Genomic DNA, 21673 nt, shown 5'->3' on the forward strand with positions numbered 1-21673 from the left:
ATCATGTGACGGCCGGCTGCCTGCGACAGGAAGAAGGCGGTCTTCAGATTGGTATCGATGACAGCGTCCCAATCGTCCTCGGTGAAATCCACCGCGTCGGCGCGGCGGATAATCCCGGCATTGTTGACGAGGATATCGAGGCCGCCGAAGACGGATACCGTTTCCGAGACGATATCCTTGACCGGCGCAATGCTGCCAAGATCGGCCTTGATGGCGTGGAAGCGGACACCCGCCTTTCTGACCAGAGCCTCGGTCTCGTCCATCGACGAACGACCGGCGGCGACGATCGAGGCACCGGCTTGAGCAAGAGCCAGCGCAATGCCCTGCCCGATGCCCGTGTTGGCGCCGGTGACGACGGCAGTGCGGCCCGAGAGATCGAAGGGATTGGCCATCGTTCTACCTCAGATCCGCAATGGCGATATGGTCCATGTCGGTGAAGCTCTTGTTGTCACCCGCCATTGCCCAGATGAAGCTGTAGTTCTTGGTTCCGGCACCCGAATGGATCGACCAGGGCGGCGAGATGATCGCCTGCTCGTTGGCGACCAGCATGTGGCGGGTCTGCTGCGGCTCGCCCATGAAGTGAAAGACACGCTGATCCGCTTCCAGGTCGAAATACAGATAGGCCTCCATGCGCCGGTCATGGGTGTGCGATGGCATGGTGTTCCAGACGCTACCTGCCTCGATCATGGTGAATCCCATGGTCAGCTGGCAGGACTGGCAGACCTCCGGGTGGATGAACTGGTAGATCGAGCGCTTGTTGGCAGTCGCCGCCTCGCCAGGCGTCAGGTGGCGGGCCTTGTCGCGGGTCAGGAGCACGGCGGGATAGACGTGGTGGGCAGGTGTTGAGACAAGGTAGAACTTCGCCGGATTGGCGGCATCCGCRCTTTCGAAGCTGACGTTCACGGCGCCCTTGCCGACATAAAGGCAATCATATTTGGCAAGATCGTATCGCTTTCCGTCGACGGTCACSTSACCGGCACCACCGACGTTRAGGGCCCCGAGTTCGCGCTCGSCAAGGAARGTCTCCTGACCGATTTCCTTCGGCGCACTCAGTGAAAGTGCAGCACCCAGAGGCATTGCGCCGCCGATWACCATGCGGTCGTAATGCGAATAGGTYAGCCGGATTTCACCGCCRGCAAAGACGGTCTCGATGAGGAAATGATGGCGCAGYGCTTCGGTGTCGTAGGCGCGAACTGCCTCGGGATGGGAGGCGTGGCGGACTTCGATCTTCATTGTACTTTTCCCTTMTGCTCGGGGGATGCCAGGGGAGATTTCGCATCCTCGATGAAAYATTTCGGATCCCAGATCTCGGCCTTCTCGACTTCGCCGAGCAGCTTGCCGAGATGGAAACCCATGGCCTCCGTGGCACCGGTCTTGTCGCCTTTGCGCATRCAGTCGATGACGATGGAATGCTCTTCGATGACGCGCGCCAGGCGCCCCTCTTGCGGCAATGTCAGCAAGCGGTAACGGTCGGAATGAACCTTGACCTGCTGGATGATCGCCCAGATGCCCGGAAAGCCGGCGATATCGCTGATCAGCTTGTGGAAGTCGTTGTCGACGACGTGAAAGGCCGCAACGTCRCCCTCGCGCACGCAGGCGCTGAGATCGGCGAGATTGCGCTCCAACGCACGCAGACCGGCAGCCGTCATCTTCTCGACGGCGATCGAGACTGTCGTGTCCTCCAGCGCCTTGCGTACCAGGATCGCCTCGTAGAGCGCATGGCGCGGAATGCGGGAAACGAATGTGCCGGACTGCGGAAATACGTTGACCAGACCGTCGTCGGACAGCCGCAGCATCGCCTCGCGGATCGGCGTGCGGCTGACGCCGAACTGCGCCTCGAGTTCCTTCTCGTTGAGCAGATCCATCGGCTTGCGGCGCAGTGAAATAATGTCGTCGCGCAGCGCGTTATAGACAAGCGTTGCGGCGCGCGGCGCCGCGGCCCGCTGATGCGAGAGATTGGTGACGCCGGAGAGCGAACGCTTCTTGCGGGCTTCGCTCATCGCGAAACTCCTGCCGATCCTGCATCGATAGAACGAATGCTTTTCTCCACCACTCACCACCTCCCGTTGGCTTGGTAAGAAGTAGTATATTAGTATCCAACTTAGCGCAAGACTTCCATTCGCTGAGCTCCGGAAAGTCACGTTTTCGGAGCGGCCGGCAAACGGATCCTATTTCAGAGAAAGAGGAAGGGGTGCGCCTCGTTCTTTTGCGAAATGCGCGGTGCAAAAAGAGGACGCCTTAGTCAAAAAGGAAAGAGCCGGGTTGAACCCGGCTCTTGACCTGCCTCACTTTTTTGCCGCCTGGGCAGCATACATGTAGCTATCGTAACTGTATTCGGCGACGCGAAACCATTCAAAGCTTTCATCGCGGAACTTCTTCCAGCCCGGATAGATCTTCGCCCAGGCCGGATGCTTTTCGCCGTACTCGGCGTAAAGTTCGAAGGAAGCCTTATAAGCGGAATCCATCACATCACGGGGAAGGGGACGCAGCTTGACGCCCTTTCCGACAAGCGAGCGGATCGCAGCGGTGTTTTTCACATCGTAGAGCGCCTGCATGTTGATGTTAGCCGCCTTGCACGCCGTGTCGAGCGCGGCCTTGTATGTGTCTGGCAGGCCTTCGTACTGCGCCTTGTTGATAAAGAAGTGGATGGTCAGACCGCCTTCCCAGTAGGCTGGGTAGTAGTAATTCTGGGCGATCTGATAGAAGCCGAGCTTCTCGTCGTCATAAGGTCCGATCCACTCGGCAGCGTCGATCGTGCCACGTTCGAGCGCTGGATAGATGTCGCCGCCCGGAAGCTGTTGCGGAACGACGCCGAGCCTCGACATGACTTCGCCGGCAACGCCCGCGATACGCATCTTGACGCCCTTCAGGTCGGCGGCGCTCTTGATTTCCTTGCGGAACCAGCCGCCCATCTGGGCGCCGGTGGCGCCACCTGGAATTCCGACCATTCCGTAGTCGGACAGGAATTCGTTATATGCTTCGTTGCCGCCGCCGTGATAGAGCCAGGCGTTCTGCTGGCGGCCGTTCAAACCGAACGGAATGGTGGAGCCGATGGCAAAGGTCGGATCCTTGCCGGTGAAATAATAGCCGCAAGTGTGGGCAAGCTCGACCGTGTTTGCCTTGACGGCGTCGATCGCCTGCGCTCCCGGCACGAGCTCGCCTGCCTGGAAGACCTGAATCTGGAACTTGCCCTCGGTGATCTTGTTCAGCGCATCGGCCATGACGACGGCACCGCCGTAGATCGTGTCTAGATTGTTCGGAAACCCTGAGGTCAGGCGCCAGCGGAGTGTCGGTGTGCTCTGGGCGATTGCGGGAGCAGCGAGCGCCGCCCCTGCCACGGTTGCAGCGCCGGCCAGGGCGCCTTTCGTCAGAAATCCTCTGCGGCCTATCTCTTTCGTCATCAATGGTCCTCCTCTGTGAGTTGGTGCGACTGCGCATTGCAGCTTGAGTTAGGGTTTGCTTCCATTTTGCTCCGGAGCGCCGAAGCTTGGGGTCGGAGACCCGAAATCCGGTGCCGGCGCGTCGAAGGCGGGCGGCGCGGCTTCACCGTCGGACGGATCGGCTCCGAACGGTGCTGCTGGCGTGCCAAACGGATTTGCTTCGTCCCCGCCTGGCATTGGAACGTTGAGCTCGATCGTCGAAGGATCGACAGCCACGTGTCCGGACTTGTAGTGGGTGACGAGGCCGGGGAACGCGATGACGATGACGACCATGACAAGCTGGATGCCGAGATAGGGCAGGGCACCCATGTAAATCTGGCCCGACGTGACCGGCTGGATCGTCGCTCCTGTGATCCGGTCCTTGTAGGCTCGCGTCGGCGCGACCGACCGCAGATAAAAGAGCGAGAAGCCGAAGGGCGGATGCATGAACGAGGTCTGCATATTGATCGCCAGCATGACGCCGAACCAGATCAGGTCGATCCCGAGAGCGTCGGCAACTGGTGCGAGCAGTGGAATGATGATGAAGGCCAGCTCGAAATAATCGAGGAAAAAGGCCAGGAAGAAGACGAGCAGGTTGGCGACGATGAGGAAGCCGACTTCCCCGCCCGGGATCGAGGTCATGAGATGCTCGACCCAGACGTGACCGTTGACGCCGTAGAAGGTCAACGAGAAGACGCGTGCGCCGAGCAGAATGAAGATCACGAAGGATGAGAGCTTTGCAGTCGCGTAGAGCGCCGATTTGATCATCGCGAGATCGAGGCGGCGATTGATGGCCGCCAGCGCGAGCGCTCCGACCGCACCCATTGCCCCGCCTTCGGTTGGCGTTGCCAGGCCGATGAAGATCGTACCGAGAACCAGGAAGATCAGGACCAGCGGTGGGACGAGCGAAATGACAACACGTTGCGCAAGCTTCCAGCCTCGGAGCGATCGGGCTTGTGGCGGCAGTGCTGGAACGCTCATGGGCCGGATGATCGACATGGTGATGATGTAGGCGGCATAGGCGGCCACCAGCAGGAGACCAGGGATGAGGGCGCCCTTGTACATGTCGCCGACAGAGCGGCCGAGCTGGTCGGCAAGGATGATGAGGACGAGGCTCGGTGGGATGATTTGCGCCAGTGTGCCGGAGGCAGCAATCGTGCCTGCGGCGACGCGCCTGTCGTATCCGTAGCGCAGCATGATCGGCAGCGAGATGAGGCCCATCGAGATGACCGAGGCCGCGACGACGCCTGTGGTTGCCGCTAGGATCGCCCCGACGAAGATCACGGCGAAGGCAAGCCCGCCGCGGACCGGACCGAACAGTTGTCCGATCGTGTCGAGCAGATCCTCGGCCATGCCGCTTCGTTCAAGGATCAATCCCATGAAGGTGAAGAAGGGAATCGCCAGCAGTGTTTCGTTCGACATCTGACCGAAGATACGGTCGGGAATCGCGCCGAAAAGATTGACGGGCAAAAGCCCCATCTCGATGCCGATGAAGCCAAACACGAAGCCTACAAAGGCGAGTGCGAATGCGACCGGGTAGCCAAGCAACAGCACAACGATCAGCGAAAGGAACATAATCGGCGCGAGATTTTCCGCGAAAAAAGCAAACATGGATATGGCTCCGCCTTAAAGGGTCTGGGCTTCGGCGTCGGCAAGTGCGATCGCATCGGGCAAGGCGCCGCGCAGGATTGCAATGCGCTTGATGAGTTCCGAGAGGCCCTGGAGAGCAAGAAGCCCAAAGCCGAGGGGGATCATCGCCCAGACCGGCCAAAGGATGAGGCCGCCGGTATTGTTCGATACCTCGCCGGTGGAGAACTTCTCGATCACGGTGGGCCAGGAGAGGTAGATGGTGATGAGGCAGAACGGGAAGAGGAAGAAGATGGTGCCGAAGACCTCGATCCAGAGTTGTGTGCGTCGCGAGAGGCGGCCATAGACCAGGTCGACCTTCACATGATCGTTGCTCATCAATGTCCACGCGGCTGCGACGAGGAAGGCTGCGGAAAACAGATACCATTGCGCTTCCAGCCAGGCATTCGAGCTGAGATTGAATAGTTTGCGTGTCGTGGCATTGATTGCGCTGATCAGCACGGCGAGCAACAGCAGCCAGGAAACGGCCTTGCCAAAGAAAGTATTGATCGCGTCGATCATCCGCGATAACGCCAAAAGTCCGGTCATGAATTCCTCCCGAGGCAGCAAGGAGCGGCCACTGAGGACACCTACGAGCAGTCTTCCAAGGCTACAATATCGGAAAATTATAATATGGATGGCTCTACCCAGTACTGGGTAGAGCGTTCAACGAGCCGGGATGAGACCTCGCTCAATGGCTATCCGCGTCAGTTCCGCTGTTGTGGATAGTCCCAGTTTTCGTTTTATAGTCTTGCGGTGGGTCTCAATGGTGGCGACCGAGAGCTGAAGCAATCCCGCAATGTCGCGATTGCTGCGGCCCGCTGCAAGGAGAGCCAGGATTTGACGCTCCCGTACCGTCAGCGGCAGCGGCTCGGTTTCTTCCATTTGTCGCCGTTGCATAAGGGCATCGGTGACCCCGGTGGAGAAATAGGTGCCGCCGGCGGCAACGGTTTCGATCGCCGTGATGATCTCGTCGTTTGGGACATCCTTGAGGATGTAACCAGATGCGCCCCTCACGATCGACGCCGAAATATATTCGCGACTGTCATGCATGGACAGCATCAGGATCCTTATCGATGGAACCGTGCTTTTAAACAACTCGATCGCATTGATGCCGCTGATCTGCGGCATGTTGATGTCCAGTAGGACGATGTCTGGTGCCGACGCGGCCGCGATCGCCAGACCGGGTTGAACCATCGCGGCGGTGCCGACAACGCTGATATGGGCGTAGGTCTCGAGCACCGCGCGCAGGCCTTCCAGCACAAGCGGATGATTGTCGACAAGGAGTATGGAAATAGGCCGGTCACCGTTCATGCCGCCCGTGCCGCCGACACTATCAAGTTCGCTGTCTTCGGAAACATCGCCGTCAGGGTGGTGCCATTTTCGTTGGATTTGATGAGCAATATGCCTTTGAAATGCGCCATTCGCTCCTGCATGTTCCTGAGACCGAGTCCGCCCGATCGGTTGGCGCCGCCATTTTCGCCGTCGCTTTTGATGCCACGGCCATCGTCTGCAACGGACATTCGGACTCGTCCCTTGGTGCTCCATATTCTGATTGTGACATGTGATGCACCGGAGTGTCGTTCGACGTTGGTAAGTGCCTCCTGGGCGATCCGATATAGCGCCGTGTTCGCTTCTGGCTTGAGGGCTTCGGGCGCTAGAGATTCCACCAAGACAGGAATGCCTGTTCGCTCTTCGAAATTGCTTCCAAGCGAAGACAGGGCCGCTGTCAGTCCAAGGTCGTCAAGCACGCTCGGCCGCAATTCATGCGACAGATCCCTGACCTCCTTGATCGCACCGTTCAGCGATGCAATGCCGCGTTCGATCGCGGCGCCGGCATCGGCTGCGCTCTCCCTGACTTTTCTCGAAGCAAGGTCGAAGGCATAGCGCACACCGATCAAGTTCTGCGAAACACCATCGTGAAGTTCCCGCGCCAGCCGCCCTCGCTCCTCTTCCTGAGTGTCGATGATCCGCTGCGTCAACAATTTCAGTTTGCCGTCGGCCAGGCGCCGCTCGTGAAGCGTGATCCACATGCATGTCGCAAAAACCATGAGGATCGACGGGACGGCAATCAGCGTTACCACCACAAACGTGCGTCGGATGCTTTGCTTCAAGTCGGCCTTGGCAGTCTGGGTCTGGGCGAAGACGTCATCGAGATAAACGCCCGTACCAATCATCCAGTGCCATTTGTCGAGGCCAGCCGCAAATGAGAGCTTGTCCGCCATCGCTCCCGACGAGGGCTTTTCCCATTTGTACTGATGCAGTCCACCGCCTTCTTTCGCCTTGGCAATCAGATTTGCAATTACTTGATCACCATCAGGGTCGACCAGGTCGAGCCAATTGTGACCTGGTCGGAAAGTTTGGCGCGGATGAACAACACTGTTGCCGTCGTAGTCGTAGACGAAGAAATATCCATCCTGGCCATAATTCAGTGAGGTTAGTATCTGTCTTACGCGTTCCATGGCACGCTCATCATCGACCCCGGCACTGTCATAAACATCCTTGATCGCCGAAAGAGCCAAGTTGGTAAGATTAAGGAGCTCGGTCTCCTTCGCTTTGAGCATGTTGCGCTCAAACGTATCGATACTGCTCTGGGCAAGGGTGGTTGATTGCCATGTCGTGAATGCCGTGATCAAGGTGATCGCAAGGACAAGTGGGAGAACTGCAAGCGCGAGGATTTGATGACGTAGTTGCACGGTAACCGCCTCTCTTAGAGCGGCAAGCTTATTCCGGCTCGTCCATCCAGCTCAAGGGTTGAGTTCAGTCCCTGATAAATGCGGTGAGACGTCCGATCGACTTGTGGTCGGCCGACGAGCTTCATACTGGCCGGGATCAAGCTCCATTCGTATTGTTCGTCGACGGCCCGATCGTTCGCGCGGGTCACACTCCTGTTGGCTCCATTTGGTTCGGAGCCGCTAAACGCATGCATGGATCAGGGTCTGGAAAGCCGTGCTTTGGTGCACGCTCGAAGCGAAGCAGACACAATCGGCCTCTTCCATTCCCGACGTCGCATGGGACGATCAGGCCAGGATCGGAATCTTTCGCTGTCTTAGTTCATGCTGCAGCCTGCGATCCGAACCGGAAGTCTGTGAGCGGTAAACTTGGCGCTCTTCTGTGCTCTTTCTTTCGGACCCTCTATCATCCTGGTGGCATGCACGACGACACAAGGTTCAGTCGTCGCCAAGGAGAACAATCTCGCCACAGCTGGTTTCGTCGCAGCCGACACACCAAAACGCCAGGCAATGCTCAACCGCCTGCCTCCGAACACCTTCGTGACGAGTATGCTTCTCCAACCGACTTTATGCTTCGGGGTCTTTCAAACCTGGGGTGGAAACCCCGCAGACGATCAGAGTACTGCTCCTGAACGATCGATAGTGGGGCAGCTCAATGGGGCGAATATCGAATTTTCAGCCGCTGGGAGGCGATAAGCAAACTCATAGGGGTGCGCCCTCTCCCTGTGAGGCGCGCAACATCGCCGACGAGCTTTGCCGACGGCGGGCCGTCCGGGCGACCCATTAGCGGAGCAGCCGCGGGTCGCTGGGGCTCAGTTCCTATAGCCACTCGATCCAGCGACCATGGTGGTCGCAGGCGGCGAGTTGCCTGGTTTCGCCGCGTGGCCAAATTGTTAGCCGCAGCACCGCATGTGGCGCGCCGGCGGCGAGCGGTTCTACGGAAAGCCAGGCGAGCGGAGATCGTTCCGTGGCTACAGTGCCGGCTTGGCGTATGGCCACCTCGATTGCATCCCGCGTTGGGTGGGGCATGTAGTCCCACACAGCCGAATGAAACATCACGAAAACCGAACCTTCTGATCGCGCAGCCAGTTTTTGCAGCAAGAAATCGGCCGCGTCGGCTTGAACCAGCGTGACGGGCGCTGCCACCGCCAGCCCGGTCGCTGCGTCCAGTCGCTGAAGTCGAGAGGCCTGGTCGGCCCAGATAAAAGATCTGAGGCGAAGCCGCGCAGCCTCGTTCGAGAGATCAACCGGCGCGATGTCACAACCAGAGCGCGCCGAAACCGTCAGCGCTCCATCGAGCGGTGGAACATTGCCGCGGAGGTCCGGTGCGAGGCGAACCGACGAAGCGGAGCTGCCCCATTGGGCAGTGCCATAACGATAGTGGAAACGGTCGAAGTTGAGGTTCAGCCCGGCGCTCGCGCCGATTTCGGCAATTTCCAGCGGCACACCGGTCTCTCGCGCTATCGAGAGGAAGCCCGGCAACAGCATTGCCGACCGAGCGACCTCGTTGGTCTGCGGCACGCTGTCGAGCGCCCGACATAATCCTTCGTCGTGCTGTCGTATCGCAGTAGTGATCGCGTCCCGAAGCTTGGAATCGGCAACCTCTCGCGGCGGATACACTGCAACGAGCCCTTCGTCAGCGCCGCGCAACACGAGTCCATGCAAGGCACCCAGCAGCCTGAGCGCCAGCGCGTCGGCCGTCGCGTTGCCAGGCCAGCCGAGCGCGCGCCGGCCGGTAGCGGTCGAGTGATCCAATCCCTCGGCAAGCGCGCGGCAGACCTTGGCAGAGAAGGGCGAACCGAGCGCATCGCATATGGCGGCTTGGGCTTCGAGGTTTCGCAGGACTGCGGCGGAAGGGTCAGTCTGGCCCATCGAACAACCAGCTTTCCAGTGATATAAGGTGGCCACGGCCGTGTAGGATCAGATTCAATTTTCTCATCGTCCTTCAACCTACATCGACCTTCGCGGCCGCGCTGCAAATCCTACAGAGGCGTGCCGGATAGTCCGGTGTGGTGATCGGCCCGGAACCAGCGCAAAGTTTCAGGCGAATGCGTCAAGGCCAGCTTCGCAGCAAGTTGGTAATGGGTGGACGATGCTTATCGTAGTCGGCTCATACCAAGCGCCCGCCGAACGGGCGAATTTGTTCATCACGAGGCTTTTATTATATATCGTAGCAGGCATTCATGTCGAGAGATTCAGACGCTTGGAGACAGCCTCAATACCCGCACCCTAACCTTGTGAGACGTGTTCTGTGATCCGGTTAGCCGTCGGTTCGCCGAGCTATAGAACGACAGTCTTATCACATGCTGTTTGGATAGCAGCCAGTCCGCTCCCGTGAAGAGTTTGGGGCGCCGGCAGGCGTACGAAAGTCCCCGAGCAAGGAACCCGCAGGCCACGGTCTAAGACTATGGAGATTTCAATCTGCGGCTCATGTCCGCGATAGCACGATCGCAGCCAGGCGCGGGATTAAGGACAGTGACGGGCCGCTTCGTTGCGCGTCCGCGGGGTTTTGCCGGCCCGGCACCAGGCTCGCCGGGACCCTGTCGGCGACGATGATCACCACAGACGCATGTGGGTCGGTTGCCGGAAGCGTGACGCCTGCGGCTGAAGTCTTGACCATTCCATGCCGGATCATGAAGCCGTCTCCCGGTTCGTCGCCGTCGCATCCGGCGGTCCGCGCGGCTGCTTCCAGTGTTCGAACATCTCGATGACGATCATTCGTCCGCCGCAGCAGGGGCACGGTGGGCGGAAGTCATCCTGTTCGCCTGGTGCGCCGTCAGCGACCGGTGTGGCGACATGCAGGAGTTCGCGTGCGAGCGCGAGGCTGGTCTTGCGGGCTGAGCCGGCGAGCAGGCCGTAGTGCCGGATACGATGGAAGCCACGCGGCAGGACATGGAGCAGGAAACGGCGGATGAACTCATCGACCGCGAGCGTCATGATCTGCTGTCGGTCGCAGCCGTCGCGGCGGTAGTCCTTGTAGCGGAAGGTGACGCCAGTTTCGTCGAAGGCGATCAGGCGACGGTTCGCGATTGCGACCCGTGGGTGTAGCGGGACAGATAGGCAAGAACCGCTTCAGGACCCGCGAACGGCGCCTTGGCATAGACCACCCAGCGCTTCTTTCGGACCGGCGATAGATGCATCAAGAATGCCTGACGCTCGGCGAGATGAACAAGGGCGCCGAGCCGACCGAAAATCGGCGCGCTGCACAGGGAGCTCGGGACGCAACTCAGAACGGAAATTCGCCATTTCCTACTCCGCAGCATACGAAAACATCGAAAGCAGGAATAAACTCCTGTCGTTGGGTGGCTGGATTCGAACCAGCGGCCCCCGATTTCCAAGTCCGGTACTCCGCGCGGACCGAGCTACACCCAGATGGAGCGTGACGATCCGACTTTCGTCTGGCGTGCAATCAGACTTTCGTCCGTCGCGCTATGACTGTAAATCCGGTTATTTGGTTGTGATCCTGAAGGCCCGCCAATGCCTTCAGGACGGCTTAGCCAGGAGGTCACAGACCGTCCCCGCGTGTGACCTCCTGACTTTGTCCCTTGGCTGAGCCCCAAGGAGGGCTTTGAGGGGTTCCCACCAGGAAGGGAGCCTCTCTGATCTCCTTGAAATCAAATGCGTTCACCTTGAGGACGCCGCAAGATTGGAGCGGGCGAAGGGTGTCGATCCCTCCATCTAAGAGTGGCACTCTCGGAACGGAGCCATCAGCGCACGCATGGTGCCTCCGAGAGGATTTGAACCTCCGCCCGTTTCCTTATGAGGGAACCGCACTACCAGACCGTGCCAAGGAGGCATTATCCCTGTCCCGCATAGCCGATCCGCACGCTGGCCGATAGCGATCCGGGCCGGGGAATCTGATGCCTGATAGCCGATGGTGCCGGATAGCCGCTCAGTTGGGAAGTCAATAGCCGGATCACCGATCCGGTTGGTAGCGACAGGCATTACTTCTATCAGTGGTTGATTAAGCTCATCGAATCGAGATCCCTGATCTGAACAACCCCTGCTTGATTCTTTCTTCGATGGGCAGACGCCTTCCTCGCGTTTGGCAGCTGGCACGGATCCGGCGTCGGAAGAAAAGGCATAAGGCAGGCGGGCAGGGGAGGCCTCTGGAGGCGCGTTTAGATGCCCCTGGTACTTGGGAGCAGGGCCATCAGTGGCGGCTCACAGTCAGAACCGCCACCGTTGCTAGTTAGCTATGACTACCGCTGTTCAGGCGTTAGTTGCCGTTGCCGCCAGCGTTGTTGCTGCCGGGGAAGTTGCGTTCAACAGCGTCGGGACGCGAGTGCGGGCCTGTGGTCTGGTCCGCCGATGGGTTAGCGGTGGCCACCGTGCCGTTGCCGCCGATGACGTCGCCGTTACCCTTGTAGGACGACGAGGACTGGCCGACAGCCGAACCCTTCGAAGTCGTGGTCTTGCCTTCGAGCGATGCGCCAGCGAATGCTGCCGTTGCGAGCAGCGAGAGACCCGCTGCCAAAATCATCTTCTTCATGTTGTCTTCTCATCCCTGTTCGGCACGGACAATTCCCTGCCACCTCACAAATAGGATGAAAGCTGAAGCGCTGTTTGATTAGCGACGCCAATCTGTTGTTCTCAACAGCCATTTTTGGGGGGAAACCTCCAGCCCGCCAAGCATTATCAATACAGTTGTCAGTTTATTTTCTAGTATCCAAAACCAGCGACCGCAGGGCCGCTCTGGCCAAACGCCAATGTGAGTTCCGGGTCACGACCGCCCTCGCACCCCATAGCTCTCCGCCAGAGGATGCAGCGGCAGCGCAGGATCGGGACGTGTTACCGGGTGCTCGGTGGGATGTTCGGCAATCGGTCACCGAAAAGAACACCGTACGTTCATCTGCCTGGCCCCCGGCGCGCTGGATAGTGTGGACCGCGGGTCTTGCCACGGCCCGGCCAATCGTGGCGTGCTCGAGGCATGGGGTCGTGTCAGCGCAATCTTTAGCGGCCAGGCGTCGTCGTACAATTGGAGTAAGATGATGTGGGTCCTGATGTACGTCTTCTCTTACTCAGTCAATCCCTCCGCTATAGACGACCGGGCTGAATGGAGGCTCCTCCCAACCGTGGTGTTCCAGGAGTTCTCGAATGAAGAGCGATGCATGTCGGCCAAATCGAAACTTGAGGCCAGCTTAAAGGAGACGGGAGACAAGCTAAGAAGTGGCTTGGAAGACTCATGTTGACGGATGTTGACAGCAAAACACCTCGTTTTTTCTACTGACCATCCCAACAAGGACTCTGTGTTGACGTAAGTTAACGCTATGTTGAGAGCCAAGGGCCGTTTTTCAGATTTTCCCCGAGCAATCTCTCTAGGAAACGCACCACAGCGCAACGTCGAGTCAAAGCGCGCATAGTGCAATGCATAGAGAGGAACACAGGCCATGCAGCACTCAAAGACAATCGACCGCACAGACACACTCACCGGCACCTAGAGAGCATCATACGATCCCTGGGATCGGAGCTTTGGGGGCGACTGCTCGCTGCCATTGGAAACGGTCGGCAATTCCAGAAAGCCCGCGATCTGGCCGCCTGGCTCGGCCTCGTGCCGCGAGAATACTCGACTGGCGGAAAGCAGAAGCTTCTCGGTATCAGCAAGCGAGGAAACCTATACGTGCGCAAATTGCTCGTACATGGAGCACGATCCTGTTAGAAATAGAACCAGCGGTACTTGCCATCTCCACCACGGATGCGACCCTTCAACTGAGTATGGTCCGAATGCTCAAGGTCTCGCTTCCAAATTGCAACCATCTCAGGGATGTCATCGGGGTGATAGAGGTCCAAGAAGCCTCCAATCTAGGATCCGCTCAGCCGGTAGCCCGGCATAATCCAGCCAGCTTTTGTTGACAAAGTCCGCGCTGCTATCGGGTCGCGCCGAGCAGACAAGGACCGGAAGCGAGTCGATGATCAGCCGGAGATTCTGCTCGCTCGCTGCAAGCGCGGCCTTAGTTCCTTGAGCGCATTCTCAGCTTGCTTGCGATCCTCGATATCAAGAACCACGCCTTACCACCTGACGACCTTTCCTCCCGGATCGTGCCGTGGCTTTTGCCGAAGACTACACCACCGAAACTCGCCCTCCGCGCGTCTGAGCCGTCCCTCGACTTCTTTGGCGGTCTTGGAAGTCATGATGTTCCGCCAATTAGTCGATCGAGGTCATCGGGATGAAAGAGGCGGTAGAAGTTTTCGCCGGCAATATCAGCAAGTGGCAGGCCGACATATTCCAGGAAGTGCTGATTGGGGAAATCCAGCATTCCATCCGATGTTGTAGACCAGGCCATTGCCGGGATCATGTCAATGATCTCGTCAGTGTGTGGCTGTTCCAAGTCTATCCCCCGGCTGCTTGTAACGCTGGTGCGGGGCTGAAAATACGCTGTTCCGCGATATTAGGTTAGGTGAGATTTATAGACCAAGGTCCATTTCTGCAGTCCCATCGTCTAGTCGGAGGGGACCAATGTCTCAATTGAGAGTTGGCCTCATCAGCCCTACACATGGCCGTCGTGCGAGTGGGGCACGCCGGCATTAGCAGTGCATCATCACACTCATCGAAGGCAATGCATATCCGCCAAAAAACTCACCGAGCTTTCGCGGGCAGATCAGTCAAATCGTGTCACCCGGGAGCTCGCAATTGACCCTAGATACTTCTCGTCCTCTATCCGAATCCGTTTCAGTAGTGCTCGTGCACGGCGCGTTCGTGGATGCCTCCGGTTGGCGAAAGGTCTATGACACCTTGTCGGAGGAAGGCTATGAGGTTCTCGTTGTTCAGAACTCTGCCGTAACCTTCGATCAGGATGTTGAGCGCACCAAAAACGTTATCGCCAAGGCGAAACATCCAGTTGTGCTCGTCGGACATTCGTATGGTGGCGCGGTGATTACGGAAGCCGGGAGCGAAGAAAAGGTCCTGGGTCTCGTTTATCTGGCAGCTTTCGTTCCCGACTCCGGGGAATCCGTCTCCGACCTGGCCTCGAAAGAGGTCCCCGGTGCGGAGAAAGCCCCACTCCTTCCGCCGAAGGATGGCTTCATCAAAATCGATCCGGAGAAGTTTGCGGCCGCATTCTCGGCCGACATAGATCCCGCCGAAGCGCAGTTCATGGCTGCCGCCCAGAGGCCGTGGGGCCTTGAAGCCGTCCAGGGCAAGATCACCTCTGCGGCATGGAAAGCTAAGCCATCCTTCTACCTGCTCGCAACGAAAGATCGAATGATACCCGCTCAAGCGCAGGCCGCGATGGCCGCGCGCGCAGGAGCCGCGGTCGTAGAGGTTAGCAGCAGCCATGCGGTAATGCTGTCCCCGCCTGACGAAGTCGCAGCGCTCATCAGAACAGCAGCTAAGCCGAACCAGCAAAACTGATGCTGAGCGTCAACTGCTGTCCACATCAATCACCGACTGGGGGAATACAATGCGCAACTTTCTTATGCCGACACGTTCACAGGCACCACAAATATCACCGATTCAACCCGAGGAGAATAGCATGCCTCAGCTTTCACGCCGCGCTTTCGCGAGCGCTCTGCCTCTTGGTCTCGTTGGAGGAACCCTTTTCGGCGGAAGTCTGCTCGGCGACTTGACTGCCCAGGCTGCAACATCCAAGGCTGCCGAAACACCGGTCGCAACAACGCCGTTTGCACAGATTCATATCGGCCGTTTTACGGTAACGGCGCTGACGGATGGGTATGCTGATATGCCCTACAACTACTTTCCGGGACGCTCAGCCCCCGAAGTGGAAAAGGCCGCAAACGCCCAGTTTACGGCCAGACCCAGCGGGGTTCGTTTTCTGTTCAATCAATACCTCGTTGAAGACGGTAAGCAACGTATCCTGATCGATGCCGGCGCTGCAGGTTCTATCGGGGAAACCGGGCATCTCCCGCAGGCGCTGGTCACGCTCGGTCTGAAGCCGAGCCAGATCGATGCCGTTATCGTGACCCATATGCACCAGGACCACATGGGCGGTTTGGTTCTCGGCGGCAAGAACAATTACCCGGATGCTGAGGTCTATATAGACCGTCGCGACGTCAAGCACTGGACCGACCGGGCTAAGCGCAATGGCGCGCCTGATTTCCTGCAGCCCAGCTTCAAGATGGCTGAAGAGGTGGTGCGTCTCTATCCGAAGCTGCAAGCGATCGACGGAGAGCGTGAAATCGTTCCCGGCGTCTCGATTGTCGACCTAACCGGCCATACGCCTGGCCATATCGGCGTCCGCATCGAGGATGGCGGCAAGAGCCTGATCATGGTTTCCGACATGATTTTCCCGGTCGTCCATCCGGCTGCAACGGACGTCTTCTTTCTGTTCGAACAGGATCAGGCTGCTGCGAAAGCCATGCGCGATCGCTTCTTCCCACAAGCTGCCTCGGAAGGTGCCCTGATCGCTGCGACACACATGCCGTTCCCTGGTCTTGGTCGCGTGGTCTCCGATCGTGGTCAGATGCGCTGGGAGGTGGCCGACTGGGCCTTGCAAGACTGATGCTTCAGCCGAAGGATTTAGCCACCTGAAATAGACTAAGGCCCGCATTGTCCGCTAATGCGGGCCTCTCGAGTATGGAGACGAGGTATGCCGTACCACTTTCTGGAAGTCGCCGTGACGCCAAGCGTCCGAGCCGCGCAGGCGGATATGGGGGTGGACCAGATATGGCTGGGCGAGCACGATCGGCCTTCGGATACTTTGACGGAGAACGAGATCGCTTTCATCGCGACGCGCGACAGCTTCTATATAGCGTCTGTGTCAGAAAAGGGTTGGCCGTATGTTCATCATCGCGGTGGGAAAATCGGTTTCCTCAAGGTTGTTGATCCGCAAACGATGGCATTTGCCGACTATCGCGGAAACCGCCAGTACAGCGCAGGGATTTCGCAGCCAACGACCGCGCCTGTCTGTTCCTAATGGACTATGTCCGACGGACCGGGCTCAAAGTCTATGCCCACGTCGAGCGGCTGACGCTCGACGCCGACCCATCGCTTACGGACCTCGTATCCGATCCGACGTATAGGGGCCGTGCGGAGCGGATATTCAAGCTCCGGCTCGAAGCATACGACTGGAACTGTCCCCAGCACATCATTCCCCGCTACACCGAACAGCAGGTTGAGCAAGCAGTCGCCCCGCTTCGTCAGAAGCTGCAACAGCTGGAAGCTGAAAATGCAGCGTTGCGGGCAAGATTAGAAGGAAGATCCGAATGACCGACGCTCAAAGACCGCCTCTGCCCCCGTTTACATCAGAGACTGCTGCCGAAAAGGTGCGGCTTGCCGAAGATGGCTGGAATAGCCGGGACCCCGCCACGGTCGCCTTGGCGTACACGGTTGATAGTCAGTGGCGTAATCGCGCCGAGTTCGTCAATGGTCGTGAGGCAATCGCTCAAAAAGCGCTCATCAAAAGCCGAGTCGAATATGGGCTCGGCAACGGCGTGTCGACATTTGTCGTCGAGGCATTGGCACCTGTAGGTGGGGAACCTAATATTTCCTTTGATAACCTTGGAAAGTCGGCTTCCGGCACGCATTCCACCGGAAGAGCTTCAAGTTGTGAGATGGCAATCTTATCCGATGGGCTCGCCGCCAGCTGCCTCGCCGGCCGGTGCACACTAGCGCAAGGACCCGCGGTATCTTCTCGCTGAGCCACGCCTCGAAATTTCTGTTCAATCGGAGGAAGGGAAAGTACGCATGAATACGGAAATTCGCAAAGAACTGGCCGCCCGGCTGACTTCAGCATCGGGAATTATCGCGGCACTAGATCAAAGCGGAGGGTCCACTCCTGAGACCTTGCGCTCCTACGGTATATCCAACACCGCCTATCAGGGCGAAGCGGAAATGTTGAAGCTTATCCATGAGATGCGCGTAAGGGTAATAACCGCACCCGGATTTTCAAGCGAGCGTGTGATTGGCGCCATTTTGTTCGAACACACCATGGAGAGCTCCATCGGCGCCAAATCAATCCCCGCATATCTTTTGGAAGATCGGGGAATCTTATCGTTTTTGAAGGTCGATAGTGGTCGTGAAGCCGAGCATGACGGGGTCCAGTTGATGAAGCCCATGCCAAATCTCAGCAATTTGCTTGAGCGCGCGTTGGAAAAGGGATTCCTCGGGACGAAAATGCGTTCGGTCGTGCATTCAGCGTCCGAAAAAGGGATTTCTGCTGCCGTCACGCAACAATTTGACGTGGCATCGACTATCCTAAAGATTGGATTGATCCCGATTATCGAGCCTGAGGTTCTCGTCAGCAGCCCGGATAAGGCGATGGCCGAAGCCATTTTGGTCAAGGAAATCCTCAAGAACCTTTCGGAACTTTCGCATGGAACGCAGGTCATATTGAAGCTTACTCTGCCCAGTCAGCCGGATCTCTACGCAGCACTTGTCGAGCATCCCAAGGTTGCTCGGGTTTTTGCCTTATCCGGGGGCTATAGTCTAAAGGTCGCTTGTGAAAAACTCAGAGAGAACACCGGGGTGATCGGAAGCTTCTCGCGGGCTCTGTTTGAGAATCTACGTGTTTCCATGCCGAACGCCGAATTCGACCGAAATCTCTCTCAAAACATTGAGGAAATATATTTGGCTAGTGCACAGAAAGGCGAGAACGCGTGACGTGGTGCATTCGAAAGTTCGATGAACGACTACGTGAATTTCAAGGCCTGTTCCCTGTTGCACCGACGACAAATTTGCTTGAGGCGACACTCGTCACCCACCGGACGGATAGTGAGTTCAGGTCTACGGCAATATCGGCGGTTTTGCTCACCCGTAGTGCATCATCTTGGCTTGGAAAGCCAAGGAGTTGAATCAATTTGAGATTGCAAAGCCAAATATGGTGCCGAGAGTTCGAATCCTCTTCCAAACCATCATCGCGGCTACCTGCACCACCCTTTCAGTTTTTGCCGGCTTGACAGGTCTTCCGAAAGACGACCAATCCGAACCGCTTGTAGTCGAGGCAGATATCAACACGAGTAAACCCGCAGCAGATATACCGGACACCGAATTGACACGCGACGCGACGCGCCTCGTTCGCGAGGCGGAGGGCGACTTTCTGTTCGAGCACTCTGTCCGCGTCTATCAGTGGGCCGTGCTGGCGGGCAGACGCAAAGGGCTCATCTTTGATCCTGAGCTACTGTATGTGGCGGCTTTGTTTCATGACTTTGGCCTGACGGACAGGTACGGTCAGAGCCATCTTCGCTTCGAAGTCGACGGTGCAAACTCCGCACGTGATTTCTTGCGCGGCCACGGCGTGCCGGAAGTTTTACGCGAGAATATCTGGCTTGCGATCGCGCTCCACACGACGAATGGCATTTCCGCCAACCTTTCCACGACCGCGGCGCTGGTTGCCGAAGGCGCCAATATGGATCTTGTCGGTGCAGGCTACGATAGTTTCACGCCCGCCGAGCGCAATGCTGTCGAGGCAGCTCATCCACACCCGCCACAGTTTGCGGATGACTTCATGCAGATCCTCTACGAGGGCCTTGAGCATCGTCCAGAGACGACACAAGGCACCGGGCTTGCCGATGTCATGGCTTATAAAGACCCTGCCTTTCGCCGCAGGGACTTCAGTAATTTGATGCGCAATTCGAAATGGGCTGTCGGCGATTAGGCGGACAGGCCGAAGTTCCGAGCTTCCACGAGAAGCAAACTCAAGGAGTTCATCATGACACCCGACACCACTAATCCATATCCCGAACATGAAGATGCATCCATCATGGCGTGGCGCGTCCATGATTTCGGCTCGCCCGAGGCGATGAAATTCGAATCTGTTCCCAAGCCGGTGCCTGGTCCAAGCGAGGTTCTGATCAGGGTCAGGGCCGCTGGAGTGGGGCCATGGGATGGATGGATCAGGGCAGGCAAGAGCGCCTTGCCTCAGCCCCTGCCGCTGACGCTCGGTTCTGATCTATCCGGCGACGTCGTTACCATTGGCGCCGATGTGGCCGATCTTTCGGTTGGGGACGCGGTCTATGGCGTAACCAATCCGAGATTCATCGGCGCATATGCGCAGTATGCGGTGGCGTCGGCGGAGATGGTTGCTCGCAAGCCCGCAACGATCAGCTACCCAGATGCTGCCTCCGTACCGGTGATCGCGGTCACGGCCTGGCAGGGCCTGTTTGATCAAGCGCAACTCGTCGCCGGGCAAAAGGTGCTCATCCATGGCGCCGCCGGAAATGTGGGAGCTTACGCCGTGCAGCTGGCTAGGCGTGCGGGTATCGAGATCATCGCCACTGCTGCCAGGAGAGATTTCGCCTACCTTCGTGAACTGGGCGCGGATACTTTGGTCGACTATCACAGCGAGCGCTTTGAAGACGTCGCCCGGGATGTGGACGCTGTACTTGATCTCGTCGGCGGCGAAACGCAAAGGCGTTCGTTTCATGTCCTGAGGCGCGGCGGAAAACTGATTTCGGCTGTCTCACCTCCCGATCAGGACCTTGCCAGCCAGCATGGGGTTGAAGCGGCGTTCTTTCTTGTCAGCGTCGGAACCGAGGACCTGACGAAGATCGCCGGGCTGATCGACAATGGCGATTTGAAGACGCGGGTCGGTATGATCCTCCCGCTTGAGGAAGCGTACGTGGCCCATCTGATGCTTGAGGGCGTGCGCAGTGCGCCAGGGGGGAAGATTGTTCTCTCAGTTTAACCTAACTGCCCGGTAAGGTCTCGGGAGCTTGTTCAGGATGGAGCGGGCAAGCGTGACTGACTTGTCACCTCGATCAGCCGATCACACGATCGGGCAAGGTTCTTCATCGGCGTCGTCGCGACGCCGATGAAGGAGCCCGGATGCCGCGTCGTCGGACGACACGTACCAGGCCGACAGCGGCGATGGTGACATTCCAAAGCTGAAAGCTGCGCGAGCAGCTGCCACGTCTGATACATCCTCGGGCAATCTCAGTAAGACGGCCAAACCGGTCGCCTCGGCCCTATCAACACCAACACGCGACCGCAGGTAATCCAATAGCGCCTCTTGCCTGGCTGCGTAGGCGCGCTTGGTTCGGCGCAGATGGCGGATATAGTGACCCTCCTGCATGAACTCTGCGGTGGCGACCTGTATCGCAGGTCCAGGGGCCGGCGCCAGACAGGCTGCCATCTCAGAGAACCGGCGGACTAGATCGGCCGGCGCGACAACGAAACCGAGCCGTATAGCCGGGCTGATCGTCTTGCTGAACGAGCCGATGTGGATGACGCGCCCACCCCGGTCGAGTGATGCCAGCGCCGGCGCGGCGCGTCCCGTCAACTGAAGCTCGCTCAGATAGTCGTCTTCGATGACCCATGCGCCAGCGTTGCTTGCCCATTCGAGGAGACCAAGACGTCGATCAAGCGACATCGTCGGCCCGAGAGGACCTGCTGCCCTGGCGTCACAACGGCAATCTTGGCGTCGGGATGCTGACGCAATCCGAAATCAATATCGATGCCATCCGCATCGACGGGAATTGGTGCGAGTGAAAGGCCGGAAAGCTCAAGGCCTTTTCTTGACCAAGGGAATCCCGGATTTTCGACCCAGGCGGCATGGCCAGCCAGTGCGAGGACGCTGAGCGCTAAGCCGAAGCCCGCGCCGAATCCACCGGTGATGATCACCTGCGAAGGCGAGCAGTTGATCCGTCGGGCGACGGCGAGGTAGGAGGCGATCTCGCGCCTGAGCTCGAATTCGCCGCGCGGTGCTGACGAGACCATTCTTACAACCCCGATCAAATGAATGGGATACGGACGCTAGCCAATGACAAGCCGGTGGGACGACAGCCATATCGCTCACAACGGCACCGACCCGCTCGGCGGGATACCCCATGTCATGCAGAGCGGCCCCAGCCGGCCGGTTGTCTAGTTTATCGACCGGTCTCGCAGCAAAGGAGATATAGATATGAATATAGACGAGCTTTCCACCTTAGGAATTCCTGACAGCAAACTGGCTCGCGATGTGACGCAGTTTATTCGCGACACGGAGGGCGACCTGCTCTTCC

Annotated in this window: 18 protein-coding genes, 2 tRNA genes and 4 pseudogenes; 8 read left to right on the forward strand and 16 right to left on the reverse strand. The window is 58.3% G+C overall.

Annotated features, from left to right (window positions below):
* From AC1D2R_RS28195 to AC1D2R_RS28260, 14 genes and pseudogenes are all read right to left on the reverse strand, one after another.
* On the reverse strand, nt 1-392 hold a 392-nt coding region (locus AC1D2R_RS28195), incomplete at its 3' end, for an SDR family NAD(P)-dependent oxidoreductase (protein WP_477972615.1).
* Nucleotides 393-396: 4 nt separating this feature from the next.
* Nucleotides 397-1233 carry a 5-dehydro-4-deoxy-D-glucuronate isomerase gene (gene kduI, locus AC1D2R_RS28200; RefSeq protein WP_477972617.1) on the reverse strand — a complete coding sequence of 279 codons (837 nt, stop codon included), beginning with the start codon at nt 1231-1233 and terminating at the stop codon, nt 397-399.
* Nucleotides 1230-2000 carry a GntR family transcriptional regulator gene (locus AC1D2R_RS28205; protein WP_477972619.1) on the reverse strand — a complete coding sequence of 257 codons (771 nt, stop codon included), beginning with the start codon at nt 1998-2000 and terminating at the stop codon, nt 1230-1232. The genes kduI and AC1D2R_RS28205 overlap by 4 nt, the downstream gene beginning before the upstream one ends.
* 285 nt (nt 2001-2285) lie before the next feature.
* Nucleotides 2286-3401, reverse strand: coding sequence for a TRAP transporter substrate-binding protein (locus tag AC1D2R_RS28210; RefSeq protein ID WP_477972620.1), 1116 nt, complete (start codon nt 3399-3401; stop codon nt 2286-2288).
* 48 nt (nt 3402-3449) lie between these two features.
* Nucleotides 3450-5030 carry a TRAP transporter large permease gene (locus tag AC1D2R_RS28215; RefSeq protein WP_477972622.1) on the reverse strand — a complete coding sequence of 527 codons (1581 nt, stop codon included), beginning with the start codon at nt 5028-5030 and terminating at the stop codon, nt 3450-3452.
* A gap of 15 nt (nt 5031-5045) precedes the next feature.
* A complete protein-coding gene (locus AC1D2R_RS28220; protein WP_477972624.1) occupies nt 5046-5594 on the reverse strand; it encodes a TRAP transporter small permease subunit in 549 nt (182 codons plus the stop codon).
* Between the two features lie 117 nt (nt 5595-5711).
* Nucleotides 5712-6359: a two-component system response regulator MctR gene (gene mctR, locus AC1D2R_RS28225; RefSeq protein WP_477972626.1), complete on the reverse strand. Its 648-nt coding sequence runs from the start codon at nt 6357-6359 to the stop codon at nt 5712-5714.
* Nucleotides 6356-7741, reverse strand: coding sequence for a two-component system sensor histidine kinase MctS (gene mctS, locus AC1D2R_RS28230; protein WP_477972628.1), 1386 nt, complete (start codon nt 7739-7741; stop codon nt 6356-6358). Before mctS ends, mctR begins: the two co-directional genes overlap by 4 nt.
* A gap of 855 nt (nt 7742-8596) precedes the next feature.
* Nucleotides 8597-9649 (reverse strand): DUF2332 domain-containing protein, encoded by a 1053-nt coding sequence (locus tag AC1D2R_RS28235; RefSeq protein WP_477972629.1) that lies wholly within the window; start codon nt 9647-9649, stop codon nt 8597-8599.
* Between the two features lie 556 nt (nt 9650-10205).
* On the reverse strand, nt 10206-10412 hold the full coding sequence (locus tag AC1D2R_RS28240; protein WP_477972631.1) for a hypothetical protein: 207 nt from the start codon (nt 10410-10412) through the stop codon (nt 10206-10208).
* Nucleotides 10409-10965: pseudogene (locus AC1D2R_RS28245) on the reverse strand (IS91 family transposase); the annotation flags it as partial. The gene AC1D2R_RS28240 and the pseudogene AC1D2R_RS28245, both read right to left, overlap by 4 nt.
* Nucleotides 10966-11074: 109 nt before the next feature.
* Nucleotides 11075-11149, reverse strand: a tRNA-Pro gene (locus AC1D2R_RS28250).
* 347 nt (nt 11150-11496) lie between these two features.
* Nucleotides 11497-11573: transfer RNA gene (locus tag AC1D2R_RS28255), tRNA-Met, on the reverse strand.
* A 423-nt stretch (nt 11574-11996) separates the two neighbouring features.
* A complete protein-coding gene (locus tag AC1D2R_RS28260) occupies nt 11997-12269 on the reverse strand; it encodes a hypothetical protein (RefSeq protein ID WP_477972633.1) in 273 nt (90 codons plus the stop codon).
* Between the two features lie 990 nt (nt 12270-13259).
* Here AC1D2R_RS28260 and AC1D2R_RS28265 point away from each other — a divergent pair.
* Nucleotides 13260-13430, forward strand: a pseudogene (locus tag AC1D2R_RS28265) (transposase); the annotation flags it as partial.
* Nucleotides 13431-13905: 475 nt separating this feature from the next.
* On the opposite strand, the gene AC1D2R_RS28270 reads toward AC1D2R_RS28265, so the two are convergent.
* Nucleotides 13906-14073 carry a PAS domain-containing protein gene (locus AC1D2R_RS28270; protein ID WP_477972635.1) on the reverse strand — a complete coding sequence of 56 codons (168 nt, stop codon included), beginning with the start codon at nt 14071-14073 and terminating at the stop codon, nt 13906-13908.
* A 335-nt stretch (nt 14074-14408) separates the two neighbouring features.
* Between AC1D2R_RS28270 and AC1D2R_RS28275 the strand changes: the two genes are divergently transcribed.
* From AC1D2R_RS28275 to AC1D2R_RS28305, 7 genes and pseudogenes are all read left to right on the forward strand, one after another.
* Nucleotides 14409-15128, forward strand: coding sequence for an alpha/beta hydrolase (locus AC1D2R_RS28275; RefSeq protein WP_477972637.1), 720 nt, complete (start codon nt 14409-14411; stop codon nt 15126-15128).
* 121 nt (nt 15129-15249) lie between these two features.
* Nucleotides 15250-16236: an MBL fold metallo-hydrolase gene (locus AC1D2R_RS28280; RefSeq protein ID WP_477972639.1), complete on the forward strand. Its 987-nt coding sequence runs from the start codon at nt 15250-15252 to the stop codon at nt 16234-16236.
* A gap of 87 nt (nt 16237-16323) precedes the next feature.
* A pseudogene (locus tag AC1D2R_RS28285) lies at nt 16324-16943 on the forward strand (pyridoxamine 5'-phosphate oxidase family protein).
* Nucleotides 16940-17374 (forward strand): DUF1348 family protein, encoded by a 435-nt coding sequence (locus tag AC1D2R_RS28290; RefSeq protein WP_477972640.1) that lies wholly within the window; start codon nt 16940-16942, stop codon nt 17372-17374. Before AC1D2R_RS28285 ends, AC1D2R_RS28290 begins: the two are co-directional and overlap by 4 nt.
* A gap of 46 nt (nt 17375-17420) precedes the next feature.
* The gene (locus AC1D2R_RS28295) at nt 17421-18335 is read left to right on the forward strand and encodes a fructose bisphosphate aldolase (protein ID WP_477972641.1); all 915 of its coding nucleotides are present in this window, start codon (nt 17421-17423) and stop codon (nt 18333-18335) included.
* Nucleotides 18336-18501: 166 nt separating this feature from the next.
* Nucleotides 18502-19329 carry an HD domain-containing protein gene (locus AC1D2R_RS28300; protein WP_477972642.1) on the forward strand — a complete coding sequence of 276 codons (828 nt, stop codon included), beginning with the start codon at nt 18502-18504 and terminating at the stop codon, nt 19327-19329.
* Between the two features lie 54 nt (nt 19330-19383).
* Nucleotides 19384-20358 carry an NADP-dependent oxidoreductase gene (locus tag AC1D2R_RS28305; RefSeq protein WP_477972644.1) on the forward strand — a complete coding sequence of 325 codons (975 nt, stop codon included), beginning with the start codon at nt 19384-19386 and terminating at the stop codon, nt 20356-20358.
* A gap of 32 nt (nt 20359-20390) precedes the next feature.
* Here AC1D2R_RS28305 and AC1D2R_RS28310 read toward each other — a convergent pair.
* A pseudogene (locus tag AC1D2R_RS28310) lies at nt 20391-21395 on the reverse strand (aminotransferase-like domain-containing protein); the annotation flags it as partial.
* Between the last annotated feature and the right edge of the window lie 278 nt (nt 21396-21673).

It is taken from the genome of Rhizobium sp. P1_C7 (assembly GCF_056406295.1).